A 21,271-nucleotide genomic window follows, 5' to 3' on the forward strand; every position below is an offset into this window, starting at 1 on the left:
TGCCCCCCTTGCCAATACTGATACCCCAAGTGCTAAATCCACCCTTTCGACCACAACCTCGTTGACCCGACACCCCTTCTGCGGGACCACTCCGGTTTGAGCTTCGCGGGAACCAAAGACATGGCGCTTCACATCCCGACCTTGCTGGTCGCGTCAGTCTTCGTCTTCGCGTTGATGGGGCTGTTGACCTGTCACGCCTGGTGGCGTGAACCCCGTGAGCGGACCCTGGCTTATCTGGGCGCCATGATGCTGCTGGCTGCGCTGGGTGTGGTGCTGGTCAGTTGGCGGGGTCGGGGGGTCGATTTTGTGCCGATCATCTTCGGTAACGTCGCCCTGTTGTTGAGCGCGGCGATGAACTGGACGGCCATGCGCGTGTTCGTCGGACGCACACCATCAATGCAGGGGATTCTGGCTGGGGCCGGCCTCTGGCTGACGCTGTGTCTGAGTCCGGCCTTCTATGACGCCATGCCTGTTCGAGTTGTGGTGTATTCCCTGTTGGTCGCCGGTTATGGCGTGCTGACGGCACTGGAGTTCTGGCGCAGCCGTCGCAGCCTTGAAGTCGCGTACATGCCCGCGCTGCTGCTGACGCTGCTGCACACCACTTTTTATGTTGTCCGTAGTGTGATCGACAAAAGCCTGCCGCTGGATCAGGCCTTGTCGGGCGTCGGCGATGGCGTGCGCTTTTTCTCCTTCATGCTGTTCGAGTCCATGCTCTACGTCATTGGCATTGCCTATGTGGCGTTGGCCATGGTCAAGGAGCGCGCCGAACTCAAGTTCAAGGCCGCCGCTTTCTGTGATGCGCTGACCGGAATCGGCAACCGTCGCGCGTTCATGGCTAACGGGGAACGCTTGCTGGCGGACAGCAATCGCCACAAGGAACCCGCCGCTCTGCTGCTATGCGACCTGGATCATTTCAAGCGCCTGAACGACAGCTTTGGTCACCCGATGGGGGACCAGGCCTTGATCGCATTCAGTCGGATTCTGGCGGAGAACCTGCGCAAGCAGGATGTGTTCGGTCGTATCGGTGGCGAAGAGTTTGCCTGCCTGCTCAAGGAGGCAGGTGAGCAGGAAGCGGTTCAGGTGGCCGAGCGCATTCGCCTGTCCTTTTCACAGCTGTCGATGCTGGAACCGGGGATGCTCAGTGTCAGCATTGGTGTCGTCACCACGCGTGAGTCGGGCTACGATCTTTTCGGCCTGCTTTCACAAGCGGATGAAGCGCTATACGGGGCAAAGGATCGGGGACGTAACCGCGTTCAGACCCTGCGCAAGATGTACTTGAGCCTCACGGATAACTGAACCCCTTCACCAGCGTCAACTCCCCCACCGCCCGCATCGGCACCAGAAACGTCTCGATCTTCTCGCTCGGCGTCCCCTCCTCGGTAATCACCGTGACCTGCGCGGTGGTCAGCGCTTGAACCGCCTCTTCCTGCCCCTCTTCGTCACTGCGATAGCCACCGCCGAAGTAATTCACATACACCAGATACTGCCCCTTGATCGGCGCAGGCATGGCGAAGATTTCCGGACCGTAGCCGGTGGTGACGTCGACATCGAGTGCTGCGCCATTGGGGGCGACGCGGTCGCCGTACCAGATGTGCGCACCATCGGGGGTGATCAGGTGCAGGTCGAGGTCGGTGTTGTCGCTGTCCCATGACAGCAGAACGCGCAATTTGGCCGGTGTTGCTCCACCGCTGGCATTCAAGAACTGAACACGACGGCGTTGCTGGCCGTCAGGGCTACGGACCTCGACACTGTTGCTGCCGTTGGGAAACGAGAACGGGCGATCAAAGCGGCCCGCCGGATCGATTTTCAGCGGCATGCTGACACCGTTCACAATCAACCGGCCGGGCTCCGCCGACTTGGGCGTGGCTTTGATCTGTCCGGCGATGCGCGCGGTGTTGGCCTGGCCTGCCGGTGTGTTCACCGAGGAGGCCGGGTAGTTGACGGTCTGACGGAAGTTCTCCCCCTCGCCTTCCGCCGCACCGGTGCGCCAACCGCCTGCGGGGGTGTCGAGCTTGACGCTATCGGCAGCCTGGGTCGGCGATAACACGGCCGACGCGAAGAGCAACAGCAAGACCTGTGGATAACGGAGTGTCATGGTCTATTCCAGCAAAAGATGACGGGCGAGCCCTTCGATGTAGGTTTCATCCTGGCCGTTGGGGTGTGCCTCAAAGGCCAGGTGCAGGTATTCATGAGTCAGGTCGAGACGGTCTTGCAGCGAGAGCACGCCGCGCACGTAGATACGCTGGCGTTCGCGGTCGACATAGGGGCGGCCAAAAGTCAGGCGACAGACGGCGAACGTGCTGACTTCGTTGTAGCCGGTTTCGCTTTCCAGCCGTGGGCGCCAGCCGCGACGCTGCTTTTGCAGCCAGTCCTGCGCAGCGGGCAGCGCTTCGCAGGAGGCGACGGGATTGTCCCAACGGCTGAGGCTGGCGCGTGGGTAAGCGTGCAGCAGGATGGCGTCGTAGCGTTGGCCGGCATTGGCTTGTTCGACGGCGTGCTGCCAGGACAGTTTGTCCGGGCCGGGTTGATCGGAATGGTAGGTCACGGTGCTGCCGGCCAGTACCAGATCACGGGTCCAGGCGGCGATGTCGCGCGCTTCGGCGCTGGCCGGACGCGGTGCGACCCGTTGGCGCTGGCTGCTGTCGTCGATGCTCAGGCAGTCGCCGTGGCGCGTGGCGTTTTGCAGCAGGTAGGTGCGAATGGCCACGGCCAGGGCTTTGGCCGCTTCGGCGGGTTCAGCGGTGGCTTCGCGCTGCAGCACGCGCGCGACGTATTCTTCGCGGTCCAGCCGAGCTACCAGTGTGTCGTTCAGTAAAAACAGTTCGCCATCGCTGTGGATATCGAGCTGATTGCCGCTGGCGAACTCGACGCGGTAGTCGCCCTGTAAAGGTCCGGACGCTGCCACGCGACCTCCCGACAGTACGCGTTTCAGTGGATAACGAGAGAACAGACTGACCTCCACGCACGTTCCGCTCTCAGCCGCGCCTGATGGCGGGAGCACCGTCGCCAACGCCGGACCATACTCACGCAAGACTCGCTGACTGGTCCCGCGCCCACCGGCCCAGATCGGCGTACCGTCCACCGTCCAACCAGCAAAACCGCCCTGGCGCGACGCCGGATCCCGATCCCCCAGCCAGCTCCAGGTTTTCACCCGCAACCGGCCGCCGAGCTCGCCGACCACATTGCCGTCTGCGGCATTGAGCACCACATCGAGCAACACCCGGCGGGCCTGATCCTGGGCCGGCAGCAGCGCCAACGAGCGCAACAACTGAGCCACCGGGACCCGAGTGGCGGGCTGCAACGACGGCAAGCTCCGCAACCATTCCGGCGCCTGTCGCGTCTGCCAATAGGCTCGCCAATCGGCGCTGGAAATGCCCAGACGCGCCGGTTCGAAATACAATCCGCAGGATTTGACCAGCGCCTGATCACGCTCGATCTTGCCGCCCGCCGTGCAGCAATAGACTTCCTCCTTCGACTGCCCGCGACATTCATAAGCCGCCTCGCGGGCGCCGGTGTCCACCAGCCAAGCGTAGACAAACAACTTCCACACACTGCCCAGCGGGGTCTGCAAGGTGTCGGGCAACGGCTCACGCGACAGCAACTGAGTCCGGCTCAAGGACAGCAAATCGCCCTTGAGCGCCAGATGCAGCGGTTCGTCCTGCGCCGTGGCCAGCGCAGGGATCAAACACAACAGCCAGCAGACCAGAAGCCGTGGCATGTCAGTGGACCGTGACCTGACCGAGCGCCGGTTTCTGTTCTTGAGCCTGATGCTGTGGCGCATACACCTGAGTGAAACGCGCCGGCGGCAGGTTGAATTGGCCTTTCTGCGAGAAACGCACCAGATGACGCAGGCGCAGCTCACCGCTCAGCGCATCCACCGGCACGGCATAGGCCAGTTGTCCCGGTTCGAAACGGGCCTTTTCCAGTGCCGTGGGTTCCGTGCCGGCCTTGCCCATCAGCTTGATGCCCCAGGTAGTGCGCTCAACGTCGGCGCCCGGTGGCAACGGCACTTCAAGCAAGCCGTAGCGCAGCGGTTTGGCAGTTTTGCTGGTGAGGATCACTTCGTCCAGGTACAGGTTGTCACTGGACAACGGCGCGTTGCCGACCGCTTCCAGTTTGAACGTGAACGCTTCATCCCCCGGCACCAGGCGCGACAGACGACGGGTGATGGTCACGGCCATCGGATCGACGGTCGGTTGCTGGCTCTGGAAGCTCAATGCGGCCCGCAATGGTCGCTCCTGCACCCCGCTCAGGGACAACACCGTCGGTACGGGCGTAGCCCCCTGCCACGTCCAATACACCTCACCGGTGTCACCGTATTTTTTCTTCCAGCCCTCACCCGGCGCCAAGGCGATGGTGGGTGACGCCTGTTCGATACTGCGCTGCAGCCAGGTCAGCGCCAAGGCACGTTCCAGCGTCGACTGCTGTGGCAGCAAACGCTGCAGCAACGCTTGCGCGCGGGCCTGATCGAAGGCTTGCAGTGACAGGTTCAGGGCTTCGGCAAACGGCTGGGAACTGACGGCCAGGCGCTGCTGTGCATCGGCCAGTTGCCGGTTGAAAGCGTCGGGCACGGTGACCTTCGATTGCTTGGCCAAAGACGCCGTCAACGCCCGGGCCGCGGCCAGACCCAGCGCCGAATCCGGATCGCTCATGACGATGCTGTCTTCGCCATCGTCCATCAGGTTCGCGGCATTGCCCTCGCCCGCTTTCGCCAGATCCTCCATCAATCCACTGAGCAAGGTGTTCACCGGCAATTGCATCTGTTTGGCGAACGACAGAATCAGCGCTCGCTGCAACAGCGGCGTGTTCTTCGCCTGCTTCGAATAGACCTCCAATACCCGCTGCCAATGCTCCGGCGGCAGGCTCAGCTCCAGCACTTTGCTGGCGTGCCAGTCGGCGTAATAGGCGTAGGCGGTCAGGAACGCGTCCGGCTCGCCGTCCATGCCCCACCAGGTGAAACTCGCCGACGGCCCGGCCATTTGCACCAGACGCAAGCGGCTGTTCTGCATGATCAGGCGCAAGCGGTCGCGGACCTGCGGGTTCGACGACAGGCTCGGATAGGCAATGCTCAGCGGCAGCAAGCGACTGGCGGTTTGTTCGACGCCGCCATAGGGGTAGCTCAGCAGATCGTCCAGCGCCGAGCGGAACAGCGCTTGCGGGCTGTCATCCAGACGCAGGCGAATATGGGTGGCGTCCGCCGGCAGTGTCAGCGGCGTATCACCGACGGTCACGTCCAGGCTTTGGCTCTGCGTGACCTGCCAACCTTCGCCGGTGGCGGCCAGGCGCACGGCCAAGGCATCAGCGGTTTTGCCATCCTGCACCAGCTCGGCGGTCCACTCGCCACTGGCCAACGAGAACGCCGGCAACGCGATGTAGTTGATGCCGTTGCTCAGCGTCACGGGCACACGCTGCTCGTTGCCCGCGTAATGAATCACCAGTTCGGCCTTGACCGGTTTTTCTGCCTGGCTGAACGCGAACACACCGAGATCCGGCTTATCGCCCGTGCGGAATGTGTTTGGCCCGCTCCACTTCAGGTACAGCGGTTTCTCCGAGCGCACGAACTGCTTCTTCTGCCCGACCTGACCGTCATCGGCGATGGCCCGGGCGGTGATGCGCCAGCGGGTCAGCGAGTCCGGCATCTTGAAGGTGAAGCGGGTCTTGCCACTGGCGTCGGTCACCAGCTCCGGTTGCCACGCGGCGGTGTCGACGTCTTCGCGACGCGGCCGCTCCAGCACCTTCACGCCACGTTCGCTGCGGTTGGCCTTGCCCGGCGCGCCTGGGCTGCCGGGCAGCGCCACGTCGTAGCTGATGAACGACAGGCTGGCGCTGGTGCGCACGTTGTTACGCCGCGGGTGGTAGAAGAACTGGTCGATGCTCGGCGCCACCTCCGGCTGCAGCGCGTAGACCATTTCATCGACCACGCTGACCGTCAGGTGTGCCGGGATCGGCTTGCCGGCGAACTGGGTGGTCAGGTCCACCGACACGGTATCGCCGGGTTGATAGGTGTCTTTATCGGTGGCGATGGCCACGTCTATCTGCGGCGCAATCACCTTGATGCCGGCGTTCTGGAAACTGTACTGGCCGCCCTTGGTGTACAGCACCGAGAAGGTCAGGTTCGGCGCGAAGTTGTCCTTCACCGCAATGCGCGCGCGGTATTGGGTGTCGCTGAGTTTTTCCATCTTCAGCCAGTCACCGCCCCTGGAAAGCAACGCCGTGGCCTCGACCTTGTCGCGTTCCAGCGACAGCAATGCGTCGCTGATCGGCTCGGGGAAGGTGATCAGTGCCAGCGCTTCGTCGCCGGCCTTGTACTCCGGTTTGTCGAGGACGATTTCAACGGTGCCCGGCACCGCTTTGACACCCTCGCCGGTGACCGAATGACCCGTAGCGCCGAGGGTGCGGCCGTGGTCATCCCTGAGCGTCAGGTTGTAGGTGCCAGGACGCTCGAAAGCCAGGGTGAACCCCTTGTCGGTGGCCGCCAGTTTGCCTTCGCCGGTGCTCTGATCCTCCAGGCGCACCCAGCCATAACTGCTCGGCGTGACCGACTGGCGCTGCTCGCTTTCATTGGCGTAGCTGAATGCCACCTTGTCGCCCACCTCACTGAAGCGTTGCGGCGCGCTCAAGCGGAAATTTGCCGCACCGCGATCAATGAGAATTTCCTTGGTGGTCTTGACCCGGTACGCCGCGCCATCACTGGCGAACACGGTGAGCATGTAGCGGCTCGGTTTCTCCGCGGCCGGCAGTTCGAGGGTGGCGTTGCCCTTGGCATCGGTGGTCAGTTCGGTGCTGGTCAGCTCCACCGGGAATTGCCCGAGGTACTGCAGCTCGTTGTCGACCATCGACAGCTGCTGAGCGCGCAGGCTCAGGCTCAATTTGGCATTGGCCACCGGTTTGCCGTCGGGATACAGCAGCACCAGGCTGCCCTTGACCGCTTCGCCGGTGCGGTAGTCCTGTTTGGCCAGGTTCAGTGAAATCTCGAAGTGCGGCTTGATGTACTCCGCGACCCGGAAGGCGCTGCTGTAGGCCTGATCCTTGTAGCTGAAACGCAGTTCATAACCGCCGGCCACCGCGTTGTCGGGCAACTGGAATCGGCCTTGGGTGCCGGCCTTGGCATCGAGTTTCAAGTCCAGGGTTTGCAACGCCGATCCCGTCGCATCCAACACCGTCACATTGACGTCAGCGGCACTGGGTTGCACCGAATCCCTGGCATTCTTGAACTCGCGCCCGACGATCTTCAGCGACACCCAGTCCCCTGGCCGGTACAGCGGCCGGTCGGTGAAGGCATAGAGTTTGGTGTAGTAGATTTCACTGTCGTAGTAGAAGTTTTCCGAGACAAAAACGCCGCCCTCTTCGTCTTCGCCTATCACGAACGAACGCTCGGGGCTGACGTGCTTCAAGCGCAGCAGGCCATCGGCATCGGTGGTACCGCTGCTCATCACGCCGAGGCCGTCGGTCCACAACACATTGACCTTGGGCACCGAACTGCCTTCGTGTTTGCGCGCAGCCCACACCAGCAACTCATCGCCAGCGATCTTGCTCACGGCCACGGTGTTGGAGACGAAGACCATGGTGGTTGCCCGGTACTTGCCGATCAGCGCTTCCACCAGATAAAGGCCCGGTTTCAGGTTGCCCAACGGGATATAAACGTTACCCGGCGCGACGCTGACGAATTCACTGGAGGAGCCAGCGAGGTTCACCCCTTCCGGTGGCTGGATCGGCTTGGCCTGCCACAGCGGGTAGCGAAACTGGCTGACCACTGACAGCCCCGGAATCAACGCGAATTGCGGCTGAGCGTCGTAGGGCGTGGGCGCGGCCATGGCGTTGCCCATCTTCAGTTCCGGCACTTCTTCGGTGACTTGTTTACGCGACTCGTAGGAAAACGCTCGCTGCATTACCCGGCGGGACTTGCGGTACCAGCTATCCCACAGGTACGCCAAGGTGTTGGACAGGCCTTCGCCCTTGAACTGGCCGTCGCTGACCACCCGGTGCAGGTTCTTCTGGCGCTTGAGGAAATCCAGCGGCTTGTCGATGCGATACACGCGAATGTCGGCGCCGCCGTAGGGTTCCATGCGGAACCGGCGATAGTCGCGGCCCGGTGCTTCGAGACGCACCATCGCCTGTTCGTCGCTGGCGAAACTGCTGTCCGCCAGCAGAAAGAAACTCTCACCGGCCACCGGCGTATAGCCACTCGGCTCGACGGTGTCTTCGGCATTCACCCACGAAAAAGGCAGCATCAAGACCAACAGCAGGGGCAGAAAACGCAACATGCGGGCACCGATCATTGGGAGAGAAAATTCAGTCGATAAACGCCGATGAAGTTGGGGTTGGCTGCATCGGGTATCCATCGGGTGTCCTTCCATGTCATGAGTTGTTGCAGGCTTGCAGAGCGCATGCCGTTGTCAGTGGGTGTGGTGGTGCCGGTGTGATAAGCGATGTAGCGGCCCATCCAGATCATCAGGTGCTGGTCGTCACCCTGATCGAAAAACATCAGGTCGCCGGGACGCGCCTGGGCCACATCACGGCCGACCAGATGGCTGTTGAACTGAATCAGCTTGATCGCGTTGACGTACGGCCCGACCTGGCCGCCGCCCTGCTGCCACTGCTGGGCGAGGCCGCGCTGGGCGTCGCTCAGTTGCAGTTCCGGCGGCAGGTAGCGGTTGGACAGGCCATTGCTGCGCAGCCATTTGTCGTCATGCACCTTCAGCGCTTCGTTGGCGGCGAAGCGCACCAGCCCGGCGCAATCCTGCTGATACCAGCGTGGGCTCGGGCCCTGGCTCAGTTGCTCTTGGGCGATGCGCACGAACCAGGCGCGGAACACCTGGGATTGCTGCGGGTCGAGCGCCGGGGTTTCGACGGCCCGGGCACCCGCGCTCAGCAACACCACAAGCAGGCCAAGGCTTCGGATCAGTCCGGTCACAGCGCTTTCCATTCCAGTGGCAGCCATTGCCAGTGGCCGTCGGGTTCGCTGCCTTCAGGCAAGGTCAGGGCGTACTTGCCGTAACCGCCGAGCTTGCGCAGTTTCGGGATCAGGTAGGTTTGCGCGGCGTTGTAGAACACCGGCTCCATGTCCTGGGGCAGGCTGTCGAGGGTTTCCCGTTGCATCAGTTGGGCCATCGCATCCGGACCGAAATAGACCGGCATCAGCAGGTCTTTCGGCACCACGTCGGCCATCGGCGGGAAGCGTTTGTCGAGGGTGCCGAGCGCCTTGTCCACCAGTTTGTCGTCGAGGGAGAACAGCAGCGTCGAACCGTGACGCGCCAGGCTGACGCGCATGAACGCCTTGCCGGTGATCGCATCCGGGTCTTCGGCGTCCTTGGCCGCGTACGGACCGAAGTTTGAGCTGACCTGGCGCTGCCATTGATGGCTCTGGCCCTCCTGCTTTTCGACCACCGGGAACGCGTGATCATCGACCTTGCCTTCGTAGGCACCGACCATCGAGCCGAACAGTTTGCCCAGATCACCGTCGAGTCGGGCGCTGTCCTTATCGCTCAGGCCGGCCACCAGCAGCGGCGTGTACAGGCGCGAATCGGCGTACCAGCACAGGCCCGCGGCACCGGCCATGTGTTCGGTCAAGGCCTGTGCCACCTTCTCCTCGGCACCGAGCTTAACCAACAGCGGTCTCTGTTGTGCGGCGGCGAGTGGCAAGGCCACACAGGCGCTGGCGCCCATGGGCATGGCTTGCCAGATCGGCTTGAAATCGAAGCCCGGCTGGTCGTCCAGTTCATCCATGGCGAGGAAGCTGTGCCAGCCCTTGTCGTCCATGTCGAAGCGCAACCCGGCGAAGTTGGGGATGAAGCGCTGGTAACCCATCGCCAGCACACTGGCGTTGACCGACAGGCGCTGCTTCACTTCAGGCGCGCGCGGCGGCAGGCCGAATGCTTCGGGGAACAGTTTGTCACCGTTGAGCAACGCGGCGATGGCGGCTGTCGAGACACTGCCGGGCTCCTCGGCCTGGCCACTTTGCGGGTCGTAGAGTTTCGACGGATTGGACAGCACCACCAGTTTGTCGCCATGGGAGGCAAACAGCAGCGCCTTGCTGGCGTTGTAGGTAAGCTGATAGAGCGCCACATCGTCGTTGCCGACTTTCACATCGGCGATTTTGCTCAGCTGTGAATCATCCAGCGCGACCTTCGCCAGCGGCTCGAGCACCTTGGCCAGTCCGCCGCGATCCATCACCAGCAGGAAATCCTTGAGCCGACCATCCGCCCCACGCCACAGCGCCACGTCGGCGGGTTGATCGAAGAGCTGCTCGATCAGGCTGTCCTGCAACTTCAGGTCATGCTCGTAAATGATCCGCCGCAGACTGCCGATCAGTCCGAGACGATCCGCGTGAGTTTCGTAATAGAAGACGAAATCTTCGGTGAGGGTTTCCTTGAGGAACGGCACCGCCAACAGATCCTTGGGCAATTGGCTCAAGGAACGGGTTTCCAGCAGGCCATCCGGCCGGCTCATGCCCAGTTTATCGCTGGCCAATACGGGCGCGGGGGTCTTGGGTTTGTGCAGGAACCACCCCACCCCGCCCGCCACAACGGCTACCAGGCCTAACCCAAGCAATAGCGCCGGCCAGCGCCGGGAAGGTTTGGCGGCCGCTGAATCGGCGGCAGGGGACACGATGTTTTCACTCATTTCACAAAACCCAATTCATCCGTGGTGCGGGATGCTTAATAGTTGAAAGTCTTGACCAGCAGCAGGTCGCCGATCGCACGCAAGGGCACGATGAAGGTCTCGCGTTTTTCGTCGACGGTGTTTTCGTTGAGCACCAGATTGATCTGCGAGGTGATCACCTCGTTCTGGTTGCTGGCCTCATCGAAGTTATAGCCGCCACTGCCGAAGTTGCCCCAATAGTTCACGTAAACCAGATAGGTGCCATGCAGCGGCGCCGTCATAGTGAACATTTCCGGGCCGGGACCGTCGACGCCGTCCGGGTCGAGGCCGCCGCCGTTGGTCAGCGCCGAATGAGCCCAGAACGCGTGCTGGCCATCGGGAGTAATAATGTGCAGGTCCAGCTCGGCCTTCGGGTCGTCCCAACCGAGCACCACCCGAATCCGCGCCGGGGTGCGCAGGTTGTTGGCTTCATAGAATTGAACGCGCTTGAGCGACTGGCCTTCGGCACTGCGCACTTCGACACTGTTGGAGCCCGCGCCGAACGCATAGGGTCGGGCGAAACGCCCCTGATCGTCGGTGTACAGGTTCAACGGATTGCCGTTGACCGCCAGGGTGTGAGGACCACGTTGCGTGCCGATGGCCTTGAGCTGGCCCTCGATCATCGTGCGATTGCGCTGCACACCCCGGTCGATGGGCGGCGTGGGATAGGCCACTTGAGGATTTTCCGTACGGTCGAGCAAACCGTTGTAGCGCCAGCCGCCCACGGGTTCCGAGACCTCGGCACTCGGCGCGGCCAGGAGGCCCGACGCACAGAGCCATCCAACAAGCAGCAAAAGAATCGAACGCATGTGATGCCTCCTGCCATGCATGACGAAACCTTGCGCCCGATCCTCGGCGCGTTACAGAGGTTGATACTGCGTTTCGTCTGAAAGACCCGTGACTGTCGGGTCGTATAGGGCGCGAAGGTTAACCGCCGTGGCCGCTTCTAACAATGAGATCGCCGTGAAAATGCGGTGCAAATCACGCGGGTGAGTGGACGGTGAGCCGAATAATGCTTCTATTCGGCTCATTTTGTGAGCCGAATAATCCCCAAGTCTGCGCCATCATCCACTTGTGGCCGGGGAGCTCGCTCTCGCTTGGCCGCGAAGCAGTCGCCAAATGCCCCGCTCATTTGCCCATAAACCCCATGTCTGCTAGTGTCGCGCCGGTTTAACGTCAACCGGAAATCGCCGCCATGGCCCGCAAAAAAGCTGCACTGGATTTCGAACAATCCCTCGCTGACCTGCAAACGCTGGTCGAGCGTCTGGAGAATGGTGAATTGTCGCTGGAAGACTCGCTGACCGCTTTCGAGCAGGGCATCGGTCTGACCCGCGATTGCCAGGCGGCGCTGGCCCAGGCCGAGCAAAAGGTGCAGGTGCTGCTCGAGCGTGATGGCGAGTTGGCCGAGGAACCCTTCGACGCGGATCAACCAGAATGATTGCAGCGTATTCGGCGACCAGCCAGGCCCGGGTCAATGCGGCCCTGGAAACCCTGTTCATCGCGCCCGGCCCTGAGCTGGCGCGTCTCTACGAAGCCATGCGCTACAGCGTGATGAACGGCGGCAAGCGTGTGCGCCCGCTGCTGGCCTACGCCGCGTGTGAAGCACTGGGTGGCAAGGCCGAGCAAGCCAACGGCGCGGCCTGCGCGGTGGAGCTGATCCACGCCTACTCGCTGGTGCACGACGATTTGCCGGCCATGGACGACGACGACCTGCGCCGCGGCCAGCCCACCACTCACAAGAAATTCGATGAAGCCTGCGCGATCCTCGCCGGCGACGGCTTGCAGAGCCTGGCTTTCAGCGCCCTGCTCGACCCGCGCCTGAACAGCGCAGACGCGGAAATCCGCCTGCAGATGGTCAGCGCCCTGGCATTGGCGGCAGGCCCGGCGGGCATGGTCGGCGGGCAGGCCATCGACCTGGGTTCGGTCGGCCTCAAGCTCGATCAGAAGGCCCTCGAATACATGCACCGGCACAAGACCGGTGCGCTGATCGAAGTCAGCGTCAAGCTCGGAGCCCTGGCCAGTGGGCACGCGCAGAAGGACGAACTCAAATCCCTGCAGACTTATGCACAGGCCGTTGGTCTGGCATTTCAGGTCCAGGACGACATTCTCGACGTCGAAAGCGATACCGAAACCCTCGGCAAACGCCAGGGCGCCGACATTGCCCGCGACAAGCCGACCTACCCGGCCCTGCTCGGCCTCGACGCCGCCAAGGCCTACGCTCTGGAATTGCGCGATCAGGCCCTGCACGCGATGCGACCGTTTGACGCGGCGGCAGAGCCTCTGCGCGATCTGGCCCGTTACATCGTCGAGCGCCGCAACTAAAGGCGTATCCGCCAAAAAGGACCTATGCGTGGGCAGGGTGCGATCCATCAGGTAAACTGCCGCATCTTTTATACCTATAACGATTCGCCTGATGCCCACGACGTTTCATGAGATTCCCCGCAAGCGCCCAACCACGCCCCTGCTCGACCGCGCGAATACGCCGGACGGCCTGCGCCGGTTAGGCGAAGCCGAGCTGGAAACCCTGGCCGATGAGTTGCGCCTGGAATTGCTCTACACGGTCGGTCAGACCGGTGGGCATTTCGGCGCCGGCCTGGGCGTGATCGAGCTGACCATCGCGTTGCATTACGTCTTCGACACCCCGGACGACCGGCTGGTGTGGGACGTGGGTCATCAGGCTTATCCGCACAAGATCCTCACCGGTCGTCGCGAGCGCATGGGCACCCTGCGCCAGAAGGACGGCATCGCCGCCTTCCCGCGCCGCTCCGAGAGCGAATACGACACCTTTGGCGTCGGCCACTCCAGCACCTCGATCAGCGCAGCGCTGGGCATGGCCATTGCCTCCCGCCTGCAAAACAATGATCGCAAGGCCATCGCGGTGATCGGCGACGGCGCCTTGACCGCCGGCATGGCGTTCGAAGCGCTGAACCACGCGCCGGAAGTGAACGCCGACATGCTGGTGATCCTCAACGACAACGACATGTCGATCTCGCGCAACGTCGGTGGCTTGTCCAACTATCTGGCGAAGATCCTTTCCAGCCGCACCTACGCCAGCATGCGCGAAGGCAGCAAGAAAGTGCTGTCGCGCCTGCCCGGGGCCTGGGAAATCGCCCGGCGCACCGAAGAATACGCAAAAGGCATGCTGGTGCCCGGCACCCTGTTCGAAGAGCTGGGCTGGAACTACATCGGCCCGATCGATGGCCACGACCTGCCGACCCTGATCGCCACCCTGCGCAACATGCGCGATCTGAAAGGCCCGCAGTTCCTGCACATCGTCACCAAGAAGGGCAAGGGCTTCGCGCCTGCTGAAGTCGATCCGATCGGCTACCACGCGATCACCAAGCTCGAGCCACTGGACGCCCCTGCCGCTGCGCCGAAAAAAGCCAGCGGGCCGAAGTATTCCGGTGTGTTCGGTGAATGGCTGTGCGATATGGCCGCTGCCGACCCACGCCTGGTGGGCATTACCCCGGCAATGAAGGAAGGCTCCGACCTGGTGGCCTTCAGCGAGCGCTTCCCGTTGCGTTACTTCGACGTGGCGATCGCCGAGCAACACGCCGTGACCCTTGCCGCCGGCATGGCCTGCGAAGGCGCGAAACCGGTGGTGGCGATTTACTCGACCTTCCTGCAGCGCGGCTACGACCAGCTCATTCATGATGTGGCGGTACAAAACCTCGACGTATTGTTCGCCATTGACCGTGCAGGTCTGGTGGGCGAAGACGGCCCGACGCACGCCGGCAGTTTCGACCTGTCGTTCCTGCGCTGCATTCCCGGCATGCTGGTGATGACCCCGAGCGACGAAAACGAGCTGCGCAAAATGCTCACCACCGGCCATCTGTACGAAGGCCCGGCGGCGGTGCGCTACCCGCGTGGCACCGGCCCGAATGCGACCATCGAGAAGAACCTCGAACCGATCGAAATCGGCAAGGGCGTGGTTCGCCGTCAAGGCCGAAATGTCGCCCTGCTGGTGTTTGGCGTGCAACTGGCCGAGGCGCTGAAAGTCGCCGAGACGCTGGACGCCACCGTGGTCGACATGCGTTTCGTCAAACCACTGGACGAAGCACTGGTCCGTGAAATCGCCGCCAGCCATGAGCTGCTGGTGACCGTCGAGGAAAACGCGATCATGGGCGGCGCCGGCAGCGCGGTCAGCGAGTTCCTTGCCCGGGAAAACATCCTCAAGTCGATGCTGCACCTGGGCTTGCCGGACAGCTACGTCGAGCATGCCAAGCCGGCGCAAATGCTGGCGGAGTGTGGATTGGACGAGGCAGGCATCGAAGCCAGGATCCGCGAACGGCTGCAGCTGCTTAACCGCTAAACACACTTTCCCTGTGGGAGCGGGCTTGCCCGCGAAGAGGCCGGCTTATCCAGCATCAATGTTGGCTGTACCGACGCCTTCGCGGGCAAGCCCGCTCCCACAGTGTTTTGTGGGCTCTCAAAACTGTATTTGCCTCAAAGCACCATCGGACTATCAATGAAGTTTGCCCGCATCGCCCTGCCCCTGATTCTGCTACCCACCGCCAATACCCTCGCTGACACTTTCGAACGCGATCAAGCCCTGAAACTGCCCGACGTGCTGATCAGTGCCAACCGCCAGGTCGAAGCGCGCAACGACAGCAGCGCCGCCAATACCGTGTTCACCCGCGAAGACATCGACCGCCTGCAACCGAACAGCATCGCCGATTTGCTGCGTCGAGTGCCGGGCGTACAAGTGGCGCAAACCGGTGGTCGTGGCAGTTTGCCGGGGGTGTACATTCGCGGCACTCAATCGGCCCAGAGCCTGGTGCTGGTGGACGGCCAACGCATCGGCAACTCGACCTCCGGTGACAGCAACCTGCAACACATCAACATCGAGCAGGTCGAGCGCGTGGAAGTGCTGCGCGGCTCCCGCTCGGCGATTTACGGCAGCGACGCGATTGGCGGCGTCATCCAGATCTTCACCCGTCGCGGCGGCGAGCAAGGCTTGCAACCACGCCTGCACATGGGCTTTGGCAGCAACCAGACCTGGGAGCGCAGCCTCGGCCTGTCCGGTGGCGATGAACGCACTCGCTTCAACCTTGGCACCAGCCTTGATGAAACCGCCGGGATCAACCGCACCCGCCAGTCGTATCCCAGCGATGGCGATCACGATGAATACCGCAACAAGTCGCTGAGCCTGAGCCTGAGCCACGCACTCACCGACGACATCGAAATCGGCGCCAACGTGCTGGATAACCGCGGCAAAAACGCGTTCGACAACCCGTTCGGCCGCTTTGACCCGGTCACCTTCGAGTCGTTGGAGCAGCAGCCCTACAGCGAATTCGACGTGAGCAGTGTCAGCAGCTACCTCGACGCGCGAGTGAATGACCTCTGGAAAACCCGCCTCGAATTCGGCCACAGCGAAAACCGCGAGAAGACCCTCGACAAACTCAGTGACGAGCGCAGCGTGTTCAACACCTATCGCGACTCGCTGACCTGGCAGAACGACCTGACGCTCAACGAGCACAACAGCCTGATCCTCGGCGGCGACTGGTACGAAGACCGGATAAACAGCAGCACGGACTTCAACGAAGACAGTCGCTGGAACCGCGCGGCGTTCATCCAGCACCGTTATCAGACAGACCGCTTCTCCACCGAGCTGGGCTTGCGTCACGATGACAATCAGCAGTTCGGCGGCCAGAACAGCTGGAGCGGCACCTTCACGCTGCCGCTGAACCCGGACAACGACATCCTGCTGAGCTACAGCGAAGGCTTCCGCGCACCGACCTTCAACGACCTGTATTACCCGGACTTCAGCAACCCGGACCTGAAACCCGAAACGTCAAAGAGCTATGAGCTGCAATGGCGCAGTCAGTTGACGCAGGACAGTCGCCTGGAAGCCTCGCTGTACCGCACGGATTTGGAAGACGCGATCATCTTCGGCAGCAACTCGCGCCCGCAGAACGTGGCTTCGGCGCGGATCAACGGCTTTGAAGCGGCGTTGAAACAAGAGCTGTTCGGCTGGCAGAGCAACCTCGGCGTAGCGATCATTGACCCCCGCGATCGCGACACGGGCCATACCCTGGCGCGGCGTGCCCGGCGCACCTTGAGCCTGGACCTGGACCGGCAGTTCGACCGCCTGGGCCTCGGCGCCAGCTGGCAAGCGGTGAGCGGCAGCTATGACGACCTGAACAATCAACAACCCTTGGGCGGCTATGCCTTGTTGGGGTTGCGTAGCAGCTGGGAGCTCAATCGCGAGATCAAGCTGGAGTTGAAGATCGATAACCTGCTGGACAAGGACTACAGCCGGGTGCTGTACAGCCATGAAGGCAGTCAGTATGGGTATCGTGAGGAAGGTCGAACGTGGATGTTTGGGGTGACGTGGACGCCGCAGATCTGACCTGAAAAGAGCGGTGTTCGGACAGGCCTCAACGGTCAGGTGCGATCAACTGGCAAAGCTTGGCGGTCGCTTCGATCATTTGCCCGCTGGGCCGCTCCAGGCCTTTATCCGCCACCAACAGCAACTGCCCCTTCGCCACCGCTTCCACCTGGCCCCAGGTTTTCCACGCATCGAGCTGCGCCTGATCGCCGGCCAGAATCACCTGCGGATTGCGCTGTAACACCGCCTCCACACTGACCTGTGGCGCGGCCAGCGTCTGGTCGCCGAATACATTTCGTGCCCCGCAAACTTCGAGCGCATTACTGATGATCTGCCCGCCACCAATGGTGTACAGCGGCCGATCCCAGACCTGATAAAACACCCGCAACGGTTGATCGCGGCGATAACGTTGACGCAACTCCGTCAGGCGCTGCCTTAACCCCGTCGCCAGTGAGACACCGCGCTCCGGCCGCCCCAGTTGCGTGGCAATCGCCTCGATTTGCGCGGCGAGTTGGTCCAGGTCATGGGGTTCGGCGACGTAGGTCGGGATGTTCAGGTTTTTGAGTTGTTCACGCTGGGCCGGACCGACGCTGCCGGGCCAGAGCAGCAGCAAGTCGGGCTTGAGGCTGAGCAGCCGCTCCATGTCCAACTGACCGTAGCGGCCAACGGAAGGCAGGCCCTGGATTTCAGCGGGACGCTCACCGGCATCCAGCACCCCCACCAGCAGGTCGGCTGAACCCAGTTCGACAACGATTTCAGAGAGCGATGGCGCGAGACTGACGACCCGTTCGACCGCCGCCACCGAGCCGCTGACGGCCAGCAGCAGAACCGCCAGCCAGGCCGCATGCATCAGCCGAGTTGACGCGGAATGCGGTAGAGGTAGAACAGCACCGTGGTCGAGAGCGCCAGCAGCACCAGCGGCACGGCTTCGAGACCGACAAACACGGCCAGGGCACCGATCCATGCCGGCAGGCCGGCGACAAGAAATGCCGTACGCCGTTTGGCCGCCAGACTGACCCACGCGGCAGGCTCTTCAGGGGTATCAAGGGCTTTCTGGGTGGCGATCAAGGCGTGCTTGTAAGCACCGAAAAACTTCAGGCTGACAAACATCGAAGCCACACCGGCGATGAACAACGGCATCGCCAGCACCGGCAAGATCGCTTCGCTCTGGCCGAATACGCCGTTGATCACGAACAGCGGCAACAAGGCCAGCGCCAGGTATTGCCACCAGTTGACGGACAGTCGCCGCCGCACCTGACCGCGGGTCACGCCCGGTCTACCTCGCCCTGATGTTCATTGCCCATCATGTGGTCAAGCTTGCTGGCCTTGGTCGCCAGGTAGAGTTTGTTGTGCGGATTGTGACCGGTGTGCAATGGCACGCGCTCGGCGACCACGATGCCCATCTCGGTCAAGGCTTTGACCTTGCGCGGGTTGTTGGTCATCAAACGCAGGGATTTCACGCCCAGGTGCTCCAGCATCGGCAGGCACATGGCGTAGTCGCGCTGGTCGGCGGCAAAGCCCAGGCGCTCGTTGGCTTCAACGGTGTCGGCACCGCCATCCTGCAGCTCATAGGCGCGGATCTTGTTCAGCAGGCCAATGCCACGGCCTTCCTGACGCAAGTACAGCAATACGCCACGGCCTTCGCGGGCAATCGCCTGCAACGCGGCTTCGAGTTGCGAGCCGCAGTCGCAACGCTGGCTGAACAAGGCATCGCCCGTCAGGCATTCGGAGTGCAACCGGCCGAGTACCGGGGCACCGTCGGCAATCTCGCCCAGGCTCAGCACAACGTGCTCACGGCCGGTGGCTTCATCGAGAAAGCCATGCATGGTGAATTGCGCAAAAGGCGTTGGCAGCTTGCAAGCGGCGACAAAAACGACAGGCACCTGTGTGCTCCTGATCTAAAAGTCTGAAGATTCGCAGGCGGGCATTGTAACAGCAGGTTCCGGATGACGCTTAGGCTGAATTATCGGGGATAACGATCAAAAAGTTTGATATGCCCCCTGACAACACCGCTCCTGTGAGGTGTCAGCCCTTCAGTTTTCATCAAACGGATAAGGCTGTTTCCAGCGTTCGAAAATGGGTTTGAGCTCACCGCTTTTCACCAGTTGTTCCATGCGCTGGTCAAACAACACCATCAGCGTACGGGCCTGCGGGGTCTTGGCAAAGCACAGATACAGCGGCAGTTCTGCGATGTGGGTGCGGCGCAACTGCGATGGATCCTTGGCGCGGCTGACGACGTAATCGACCTCGGTCAACGCGTCTATATAGAAGTCGGCACGGTCGTGGGTCAGCATCGAAACGATACCGGTACGCCGGATGACTTCGGCGTAATGACGCACATTGGGCAAGTAATCCTGGTAGTCGTAGCCACGAACCCACGCCAGCCGATAATTGCCCAGGGTTTCCGGGGTCGGCACCGGGCTGCTGGCCAGCCCCAAGGCGTAGATGTGATCGGTATCGAAGTTCCAGCGGGGATAGAGCAGTTCGCTGGATTCGTCGCGATAGGAACCGACACAGGCGTCGACCTCGCCACGCTTGGCCAGGCCTACGGAGCGCAGATAGGGTTCAGTGCGGATATCGAGCTTGACGCCTGCCGGTTCGAAAACTTGTCGCAGCACGTCCCAGCCCAGCCCATGGCCGTCGGCGGCGGTATAGTCCTCCCAGTCTTCGCTGGCCAGGTGAATGACCGACGGCGGCGCCACGACCTCCTGCGCTTGCGCGAGGGAGAAAAACACCGCAAGCACCATTACTATCAACCTGTGTAGAGCCATCCTTAGTTCTCCCACTTGGCGCCTCAAGACCTTTACGGTCAGGTCAGGCGAAAATCCATACCAACCCCTGCATTGCCAGCCACGCAAACACACCCGCCAAAACATCATCGAGCATGATCCCGACGCCACCGTGCACATGCCGATCGATCCAGCGAATCGGCCACGGCTTGAGAATATCGAAGAAACGGAACATCAGGAAACCCGCCAGCAACCACTGCCAGCCTTCCGGCACCAGCCACAGGGTGATCCACATCCCGACCATCTCGTCCCAGACGATGCCTTCATGGTCGTGCACCCGCAAGTCGTCCGCGACTTTGCCGCACAGCCAGAAGCCGAACAGCATGGTGATGCCTAGCATCAGCCAGTAACCCCAGTCCGGCAGCATCTGCCACAACGGGATAAAGGGTAGCGCAACCAATGAACCCCAGGTGCCGGGGGCCTTTGGCAAGGTGCCCGAGCCGAAGCCGAACGCCAGGAAATGCCACGGGTTGCGCCAGACCGACGGCGGTACGACTTCCGCCGGGACCTGTTTGGGATGATCTGTCACGGTGACTCCCGAAAATGTTGATAACCCCGGGTTTGCGGGGTGATGTCTTGCCCATCGCTATCGAGCAGTGTCACGCCCTGCCCCGCCACAATCCGCCCGATCACATGAATCGGCCAGCCCTCGGACAGTAATGGCGATAACTCGACGGACGGCAGCGTGAAAGCCAATACGTAATCATCACCACCGCTGAGGGCCGCGTGCTGCGCGCCCGCCTGCCCGAGGAAAGCGACCAGGGCCCCGGACAACGGCAAGCGATCGCGCTCGACTTGAACGGCGACCTTCGAGGCCTGGGCAATATGCCCACAGTCAGCGAGCAAGCCGTCGGAGATGTCCAGCGCCGCCGTTGCCTTGCCACGTAATGCCTGGCCCAGCGCCAACTGCGGTTGCGGCGACCAATAGTGCGCCAGCAGCGGATCGGCGATGGCAGGTTCGGCAGTGCGCTCGCCGAGCACCAGCGGCAAGGCGCCAGCGGCATTGCCCAGTTCACCGCCGACGCACAACAAGTCGCCCGGTTGCGCGCCGCTGCGGCAAAGGGCCAGCCCGTTGGGTACGCGCCCGAACACGGTCATGGTCACGCTCAACGGCCCGCGGGTGGTGTCACCGCCCACCAATGCAACGCCGCAGCTTTGCGCCATCCGGTTCAAACCGTGGGCATAGGCCTGCAACCAATCGGCAGTCACCGTTGGCAAGGTCAGGGCAAGGGTAAAGGCAATGGGGGTGGCGCCCATGGCGGCCAGGTCACTGACGGCCACGGCCAGCGAGCGCTGACCGAGCAGAAAGGGGTCGCAAGGGTCGGCGAAATGCACGCCGGCCACCAGCGTATCGGTAGAAATCGCCAACTGCTCCCCCGGGGGAACAGCCAGCAAGGCGCAATCGTCACCGATCCCGAGGTCAACGCCTTCGCCGCCCTGCGCACAAGGCGCGGCGGCGAAGAAATTGCGGATCAGCTCAAACTCACCCATGGTAATGGCAGCTCAAGCG

Annotated in this window: 17 protein-coding genes; 5 read left to right on the top strand and 12 right to left on the bottom strand. The window is 62.3% G+C overall.

The features are described from left to right. The first annotated feature begins 120 nt into the window (after window positions 1–120). Window positions 121–1,296 (top strand): GGDEF domain-containing protein, encoded by a 1,176-nt coding sequence (locus GQ39_RS21655; RefSeq protein WP_047533796.1) that lies wholly within the window; start codon window positions 121–123, stop codon window positions 1,294–1,296. On the opposite strand, the gene GQ39_RS21660 is transcribed toward GQ39_RS21655, so the two are convergent. From GQ39_RS21660 to GQ39_RS21685, 6 genes are read right to left on the bottom strand one after another with little or no spacing between them, the layout of a single operon-like run. After that, window positions 1,283–2,095, bottom strand: coding sequence for a YfaP family protein (locus tag GQ39_RS21660; RefSeq protein WP_047533798.1), 813 nt, complete (start codon window positions 2,093–2,095; stop codon window positions 1,283–1,285). The two genes, GQ39_RS21655 and GQ39_RS21660, sit on opposite strands and share 14 nt — an antisense overlap. 3 nt (window positions 2,096–2,098) lie before the next feature. Further along, window positions 2,099–3,718, bottom strand: a complete 1,620-nt coding sequence (locus GQ39_RS21665) for a DUF2300 domain-containing protein (RefSeq protein ID WP_047533800.1) — start codon at window positions 3,716–3,718, stop codon at window positions 2,099–2,101. 1 nt (window position 3,719) lies between these two features. Further along, on the bottom strand, window positions 3,720–8,279 hold the full coding sequence (locus GQ39_RS21670; RefSeq protein ID WP_047533803.1) for an alpha-2-macroglobulin family protein: 4,560 nt from the start codon (window positions 8,277–8,279) through the stop codon (window positions 3,720–3,722). Next, the gene (locus GQ39_RS21675) at window positions 8,276–8,926 is read right to left on the bottom strand and encodes a DUF1175 domain-containing protein (protein WP_047533805.1); all 651 of its coding nucleotides are present in this window, start codon (window positions 8,924–8,926) and stop codon (window positions 8,276–8,278) included. Before GQ39_RS21675 ends, GQ39_RS21670 begins: the two co-directional genes overlap by 4 nt. Then, on the bottom strand, window positions 8,911–10,623 hold the full coding sequence (locus GQ39_RS21680; RefSeq protein WP_047533807.1) for a DUF2138 domain-containing protein: 1,713 nt from the start codon (window positions 10,621–10,623) through the stop codon (window positions 8,911–8,913). Before GQ39_RS21680 ends, GQ39_RS21675 begins: the two co-directional genes overlap by 16 nt. 35 nt (window positions 10,624–10,658) lie before the next feature. Further along, a complete protein-coding gene (locus tag GQ39_RS21685; protein WP_047533809.1) occupies window positions 10,659–11,450 on the bottom strand; it encodes a YfaP family protein in 792 nt (263 codons plus the stop codon). 386 nt (window positions 11,451–11,836) lie between these two features. Here GQ39_RS21685 and GQ39_RS21690 point away from each other — a divergent pair, with 386 nt between their 5' ends. From GQ39_RS21690 to GQ39_RS21705, 4 genes are all read left to right on the top strand, one after another. Next, window positions 11,837–12,079 (top strand): exodeoxyribonuclease VII small subunit, encoded by a 243-nt coding sequence (locus GQ39_RS21690; RefSeq protein ID WP_007894317.1) that lies wholly within the window; start codon window positions 11,837–11,839, stop codon window positions 12,077–12,079. Beyond that, window positions 12,076–12,963 (top strand): (2E,6E)-farnesyl diphosphate synthase, encoded by an 888-nt coding sequence (gene ispA, locus GQ39_RS21695; RefSeq protein ID WP_047533844.1) that lies wholly within the window; start codon window positions 12,076–12,078, stop codon window positions 12,961–12,963. Before GQ39_RS21690 ends, ispA begins: the two co-directional genes overlap by 4 nt. 91 nt (window positions 12,964–13,054) lie before the next feature. Further along, a complete protein-coding gene (gene dxs, locus GQ39_RS21700; RefSeq protein ID WP_047533847.1) occupies window positions 13,055–14,953 on the top strand; it encodes a 1-deoxy-D-xylulose-5-phosphate synthase in 1,899 nt (632 codons plus the stop codon). A gap of 156 nt (window positions 14,954–15,109) precedes the next feature. Continuing rightward, window positions 15,110–16,993: a TonB-dependent receptor domain-containing protein gene (locus tag GQ39_RS21705; RefSeq protein WP_047533850.1), complete on the top strand. Its 1,884-nt coding sequence runs from the start codon at window positions 15,110–15,112 to the stop codon at window positions 16,991–16,993. Between the two features lie 28 nt (window positions 16,994–17,021). On the opposite strand, the gene GQ39_RS21710 is transcribed toward GQ39_RS21705, so the two are convergent. The 6 genes from GQ39_RS21710 to thiL all read right to left on the bottom strand — a co-directional run bounded on the left by GQ39_RS21710 (window position 17,022) and on the right by thiL (window position 21,252). Beyond that, on the bottom strand, window positions 17,022–17,822 hold the full coding sequence (locus GQ39_RS21710) for a cobalamin-binding protein (RefSeq protein WP_047533852.1): 801 nt from the start codon (window positions 17,820–17,822) through the stop codon (window positions 17,022–17,024). Beyond that, window positions 17,822–18,241: a hypothetical protein gene (locus GQ39_RS21715; protein WP_047533855.1), complete on the bottom strand. Its 420-nt coding sequence runs from the start codon at window positions 18,239–18,241 to the stop codon at window positions 17,822–17,824. Before GQ39_RS21715 ends, GQ39_RS21710 begins: the two co-directional genes overlap by 1 nt. Then, entirely contained in the window at window positions 18,238–18,855 is a 618-nt protein-coding gene (gene ribA, locus GQ39_RS21720) for a GTP cyclohydrolase II (protein WP_047533858.1), read from the bottom strand. Before ribA ends, GQ39_RS21715 begins: the two co-directional genes overlap by 4 nt. 150 nt (window positions 18,856–19,005) lie before the next feature. Next, entirely contained in the window at window positions 19,006–19,743 is a 738-nt protein-coding gene (locus GQ39_RS21725; RefSeq protein WP_047533861.1) for a substrate-binding periplasmic protein, read from the bottom strand. A 43-nt stretch (window positions 19,744–19,786) separates the two neighbouring features. Next, window positions 19,787–20,290 (bottom strand): phosphatidylglycerophosphatase A family protein, encoded by a 504-nt coding sequence (locus GQ39_RS21730; RefSeq protein WP_047533863.1) that lies wholly within the window; start codon window positions 20,288–20,290, stop codon window positions 19,787–19,789. Next, on the bottom strand, window positions 20,287–21,252 hold the full coding sequence (thiL, locus tag GQ39_RS21735; protein WP_047533866.1) for a thiamine-phosphate kinase: 966 nt from the start codon (window positions 21,250–21,252) through the stop codon (window positions 20,287–20,289). Before thiL ends, GQ39_RS21730 begins: the two co-directional genes overlap by 4 nt. Window positions 21,253–21,271 lie beyond the last annotated feature (19 nt).

The organism is Pseudomonas sp. 11/12A, from assembly GCF_000800055.1.
In the GTDB taxonomy this organism is placed as follows: Bacteria; Pseudomonadota; Gammaproteobacteria; order Pseudomonadales; family Pseudomonadaceae; genus Aquipseudomonas; species Aquipseudomonas mohnii.

Bases quoted from the DNA above. Each gene is read 5' to 3' on its own strand.
- dxs (WP_047533847.1), top strand. From the start codon at position 13,055: ATGCCCACGACGTTTCATGAGATTCCCCGCAAGCGCCCAACCACGCCC.
- GQ39_RS21680 (WP_047533807.1), bottom strand. From the start codon at position 10,623: ATGAGTGAAAACATCGTGTCCCCTGCCGCCGATTCAGCGGCCGCCAAA.
- GQ39_RS21655 (WP_047533796.1), top strand. From the start codon at position 121: ATGGCGCTTCACATCCCGACCTTGCTGGTCGCGTCAGTCTTCGTCTTC.
- GQ39_RS21660 (WP_047533798.1), bottom strand. From the start codon at position 2,095: ATGACACTCCGTTATCCACAGGTCTTGCTGTTGCTCTTCGCGTCGGCC.
- GQ39_RS21670 (WP_047533803.1), bottom strand. From the start codon at position 8,279: ATGATCGGTGCCCGCATGTTGCGTTTTCTGCCCCTGCTGTTGGTCTTG.
- GQ39_RS21690 (WP_007894317.1), top strand. From the start codon at position 11,837: ATGGCCCGCAAAAAAGCTGCACTGGATTTCGAACAATCCCTCGCTGAC.
- GQ39_RS21665 (WP_047533800.1), bottom strand. From the start codon at position 3,718: ATGCCACGGCTTCTGGTCTGCTGGCTGTTGTGTTTGATCCCTGCGCTG.
- GQ39_RS21725 (WP_047533861.1), bottom strand. From the start codon at position 19,743: ATGGCTCTACACAGGTTGATAGTAATGGTGCTTGCGGTGTTTTTCTCC.
- thiL (WP_047533866.1), bottom strand. From the start codon at position 21,252: ATGGGTGAGTTTGAGCTGATCCGCAATTTCTTCGCCGCCGCGCCTTGT.
- GQ39_RS21675 (WP_047533805.1), bottom strand. From the start codon at position 8,926: ATGGAAAGCGCTGTGACCGGACTGATCCGAAGCCTTGGCCTGCTTGTG.
- GQ39_RS21710 (WP_047533852.1), bottom strand. From the start codon at position 17,822: ATGCATGCGGCCTGGCTGGCGGTTCTGCTGCTGGCCGTCAGCGGCTCG.
- GQ39_RS21705 (WP_047533850.1), top strand. From the start codon at position 15,110: ATGAAGTTTGCCCGCATCGCCCTGCCCCTGATTCTGCTACCCACCGCC.
- ispA (WP_047533844.1), top strand. From the start codon at position 12,076: ATGATTGCAGCGTATTCGGCGACCAGCCAGGCCCGGGTCAATGCGGCC.
- GQ39_RS21685 (WP_047533809.1), bottom strand. From the start codon at position 11,450: ATGCGTTCGATTCTTTTGCTGCTTGTTGGATGGCTCTGTGCGTCGGGC.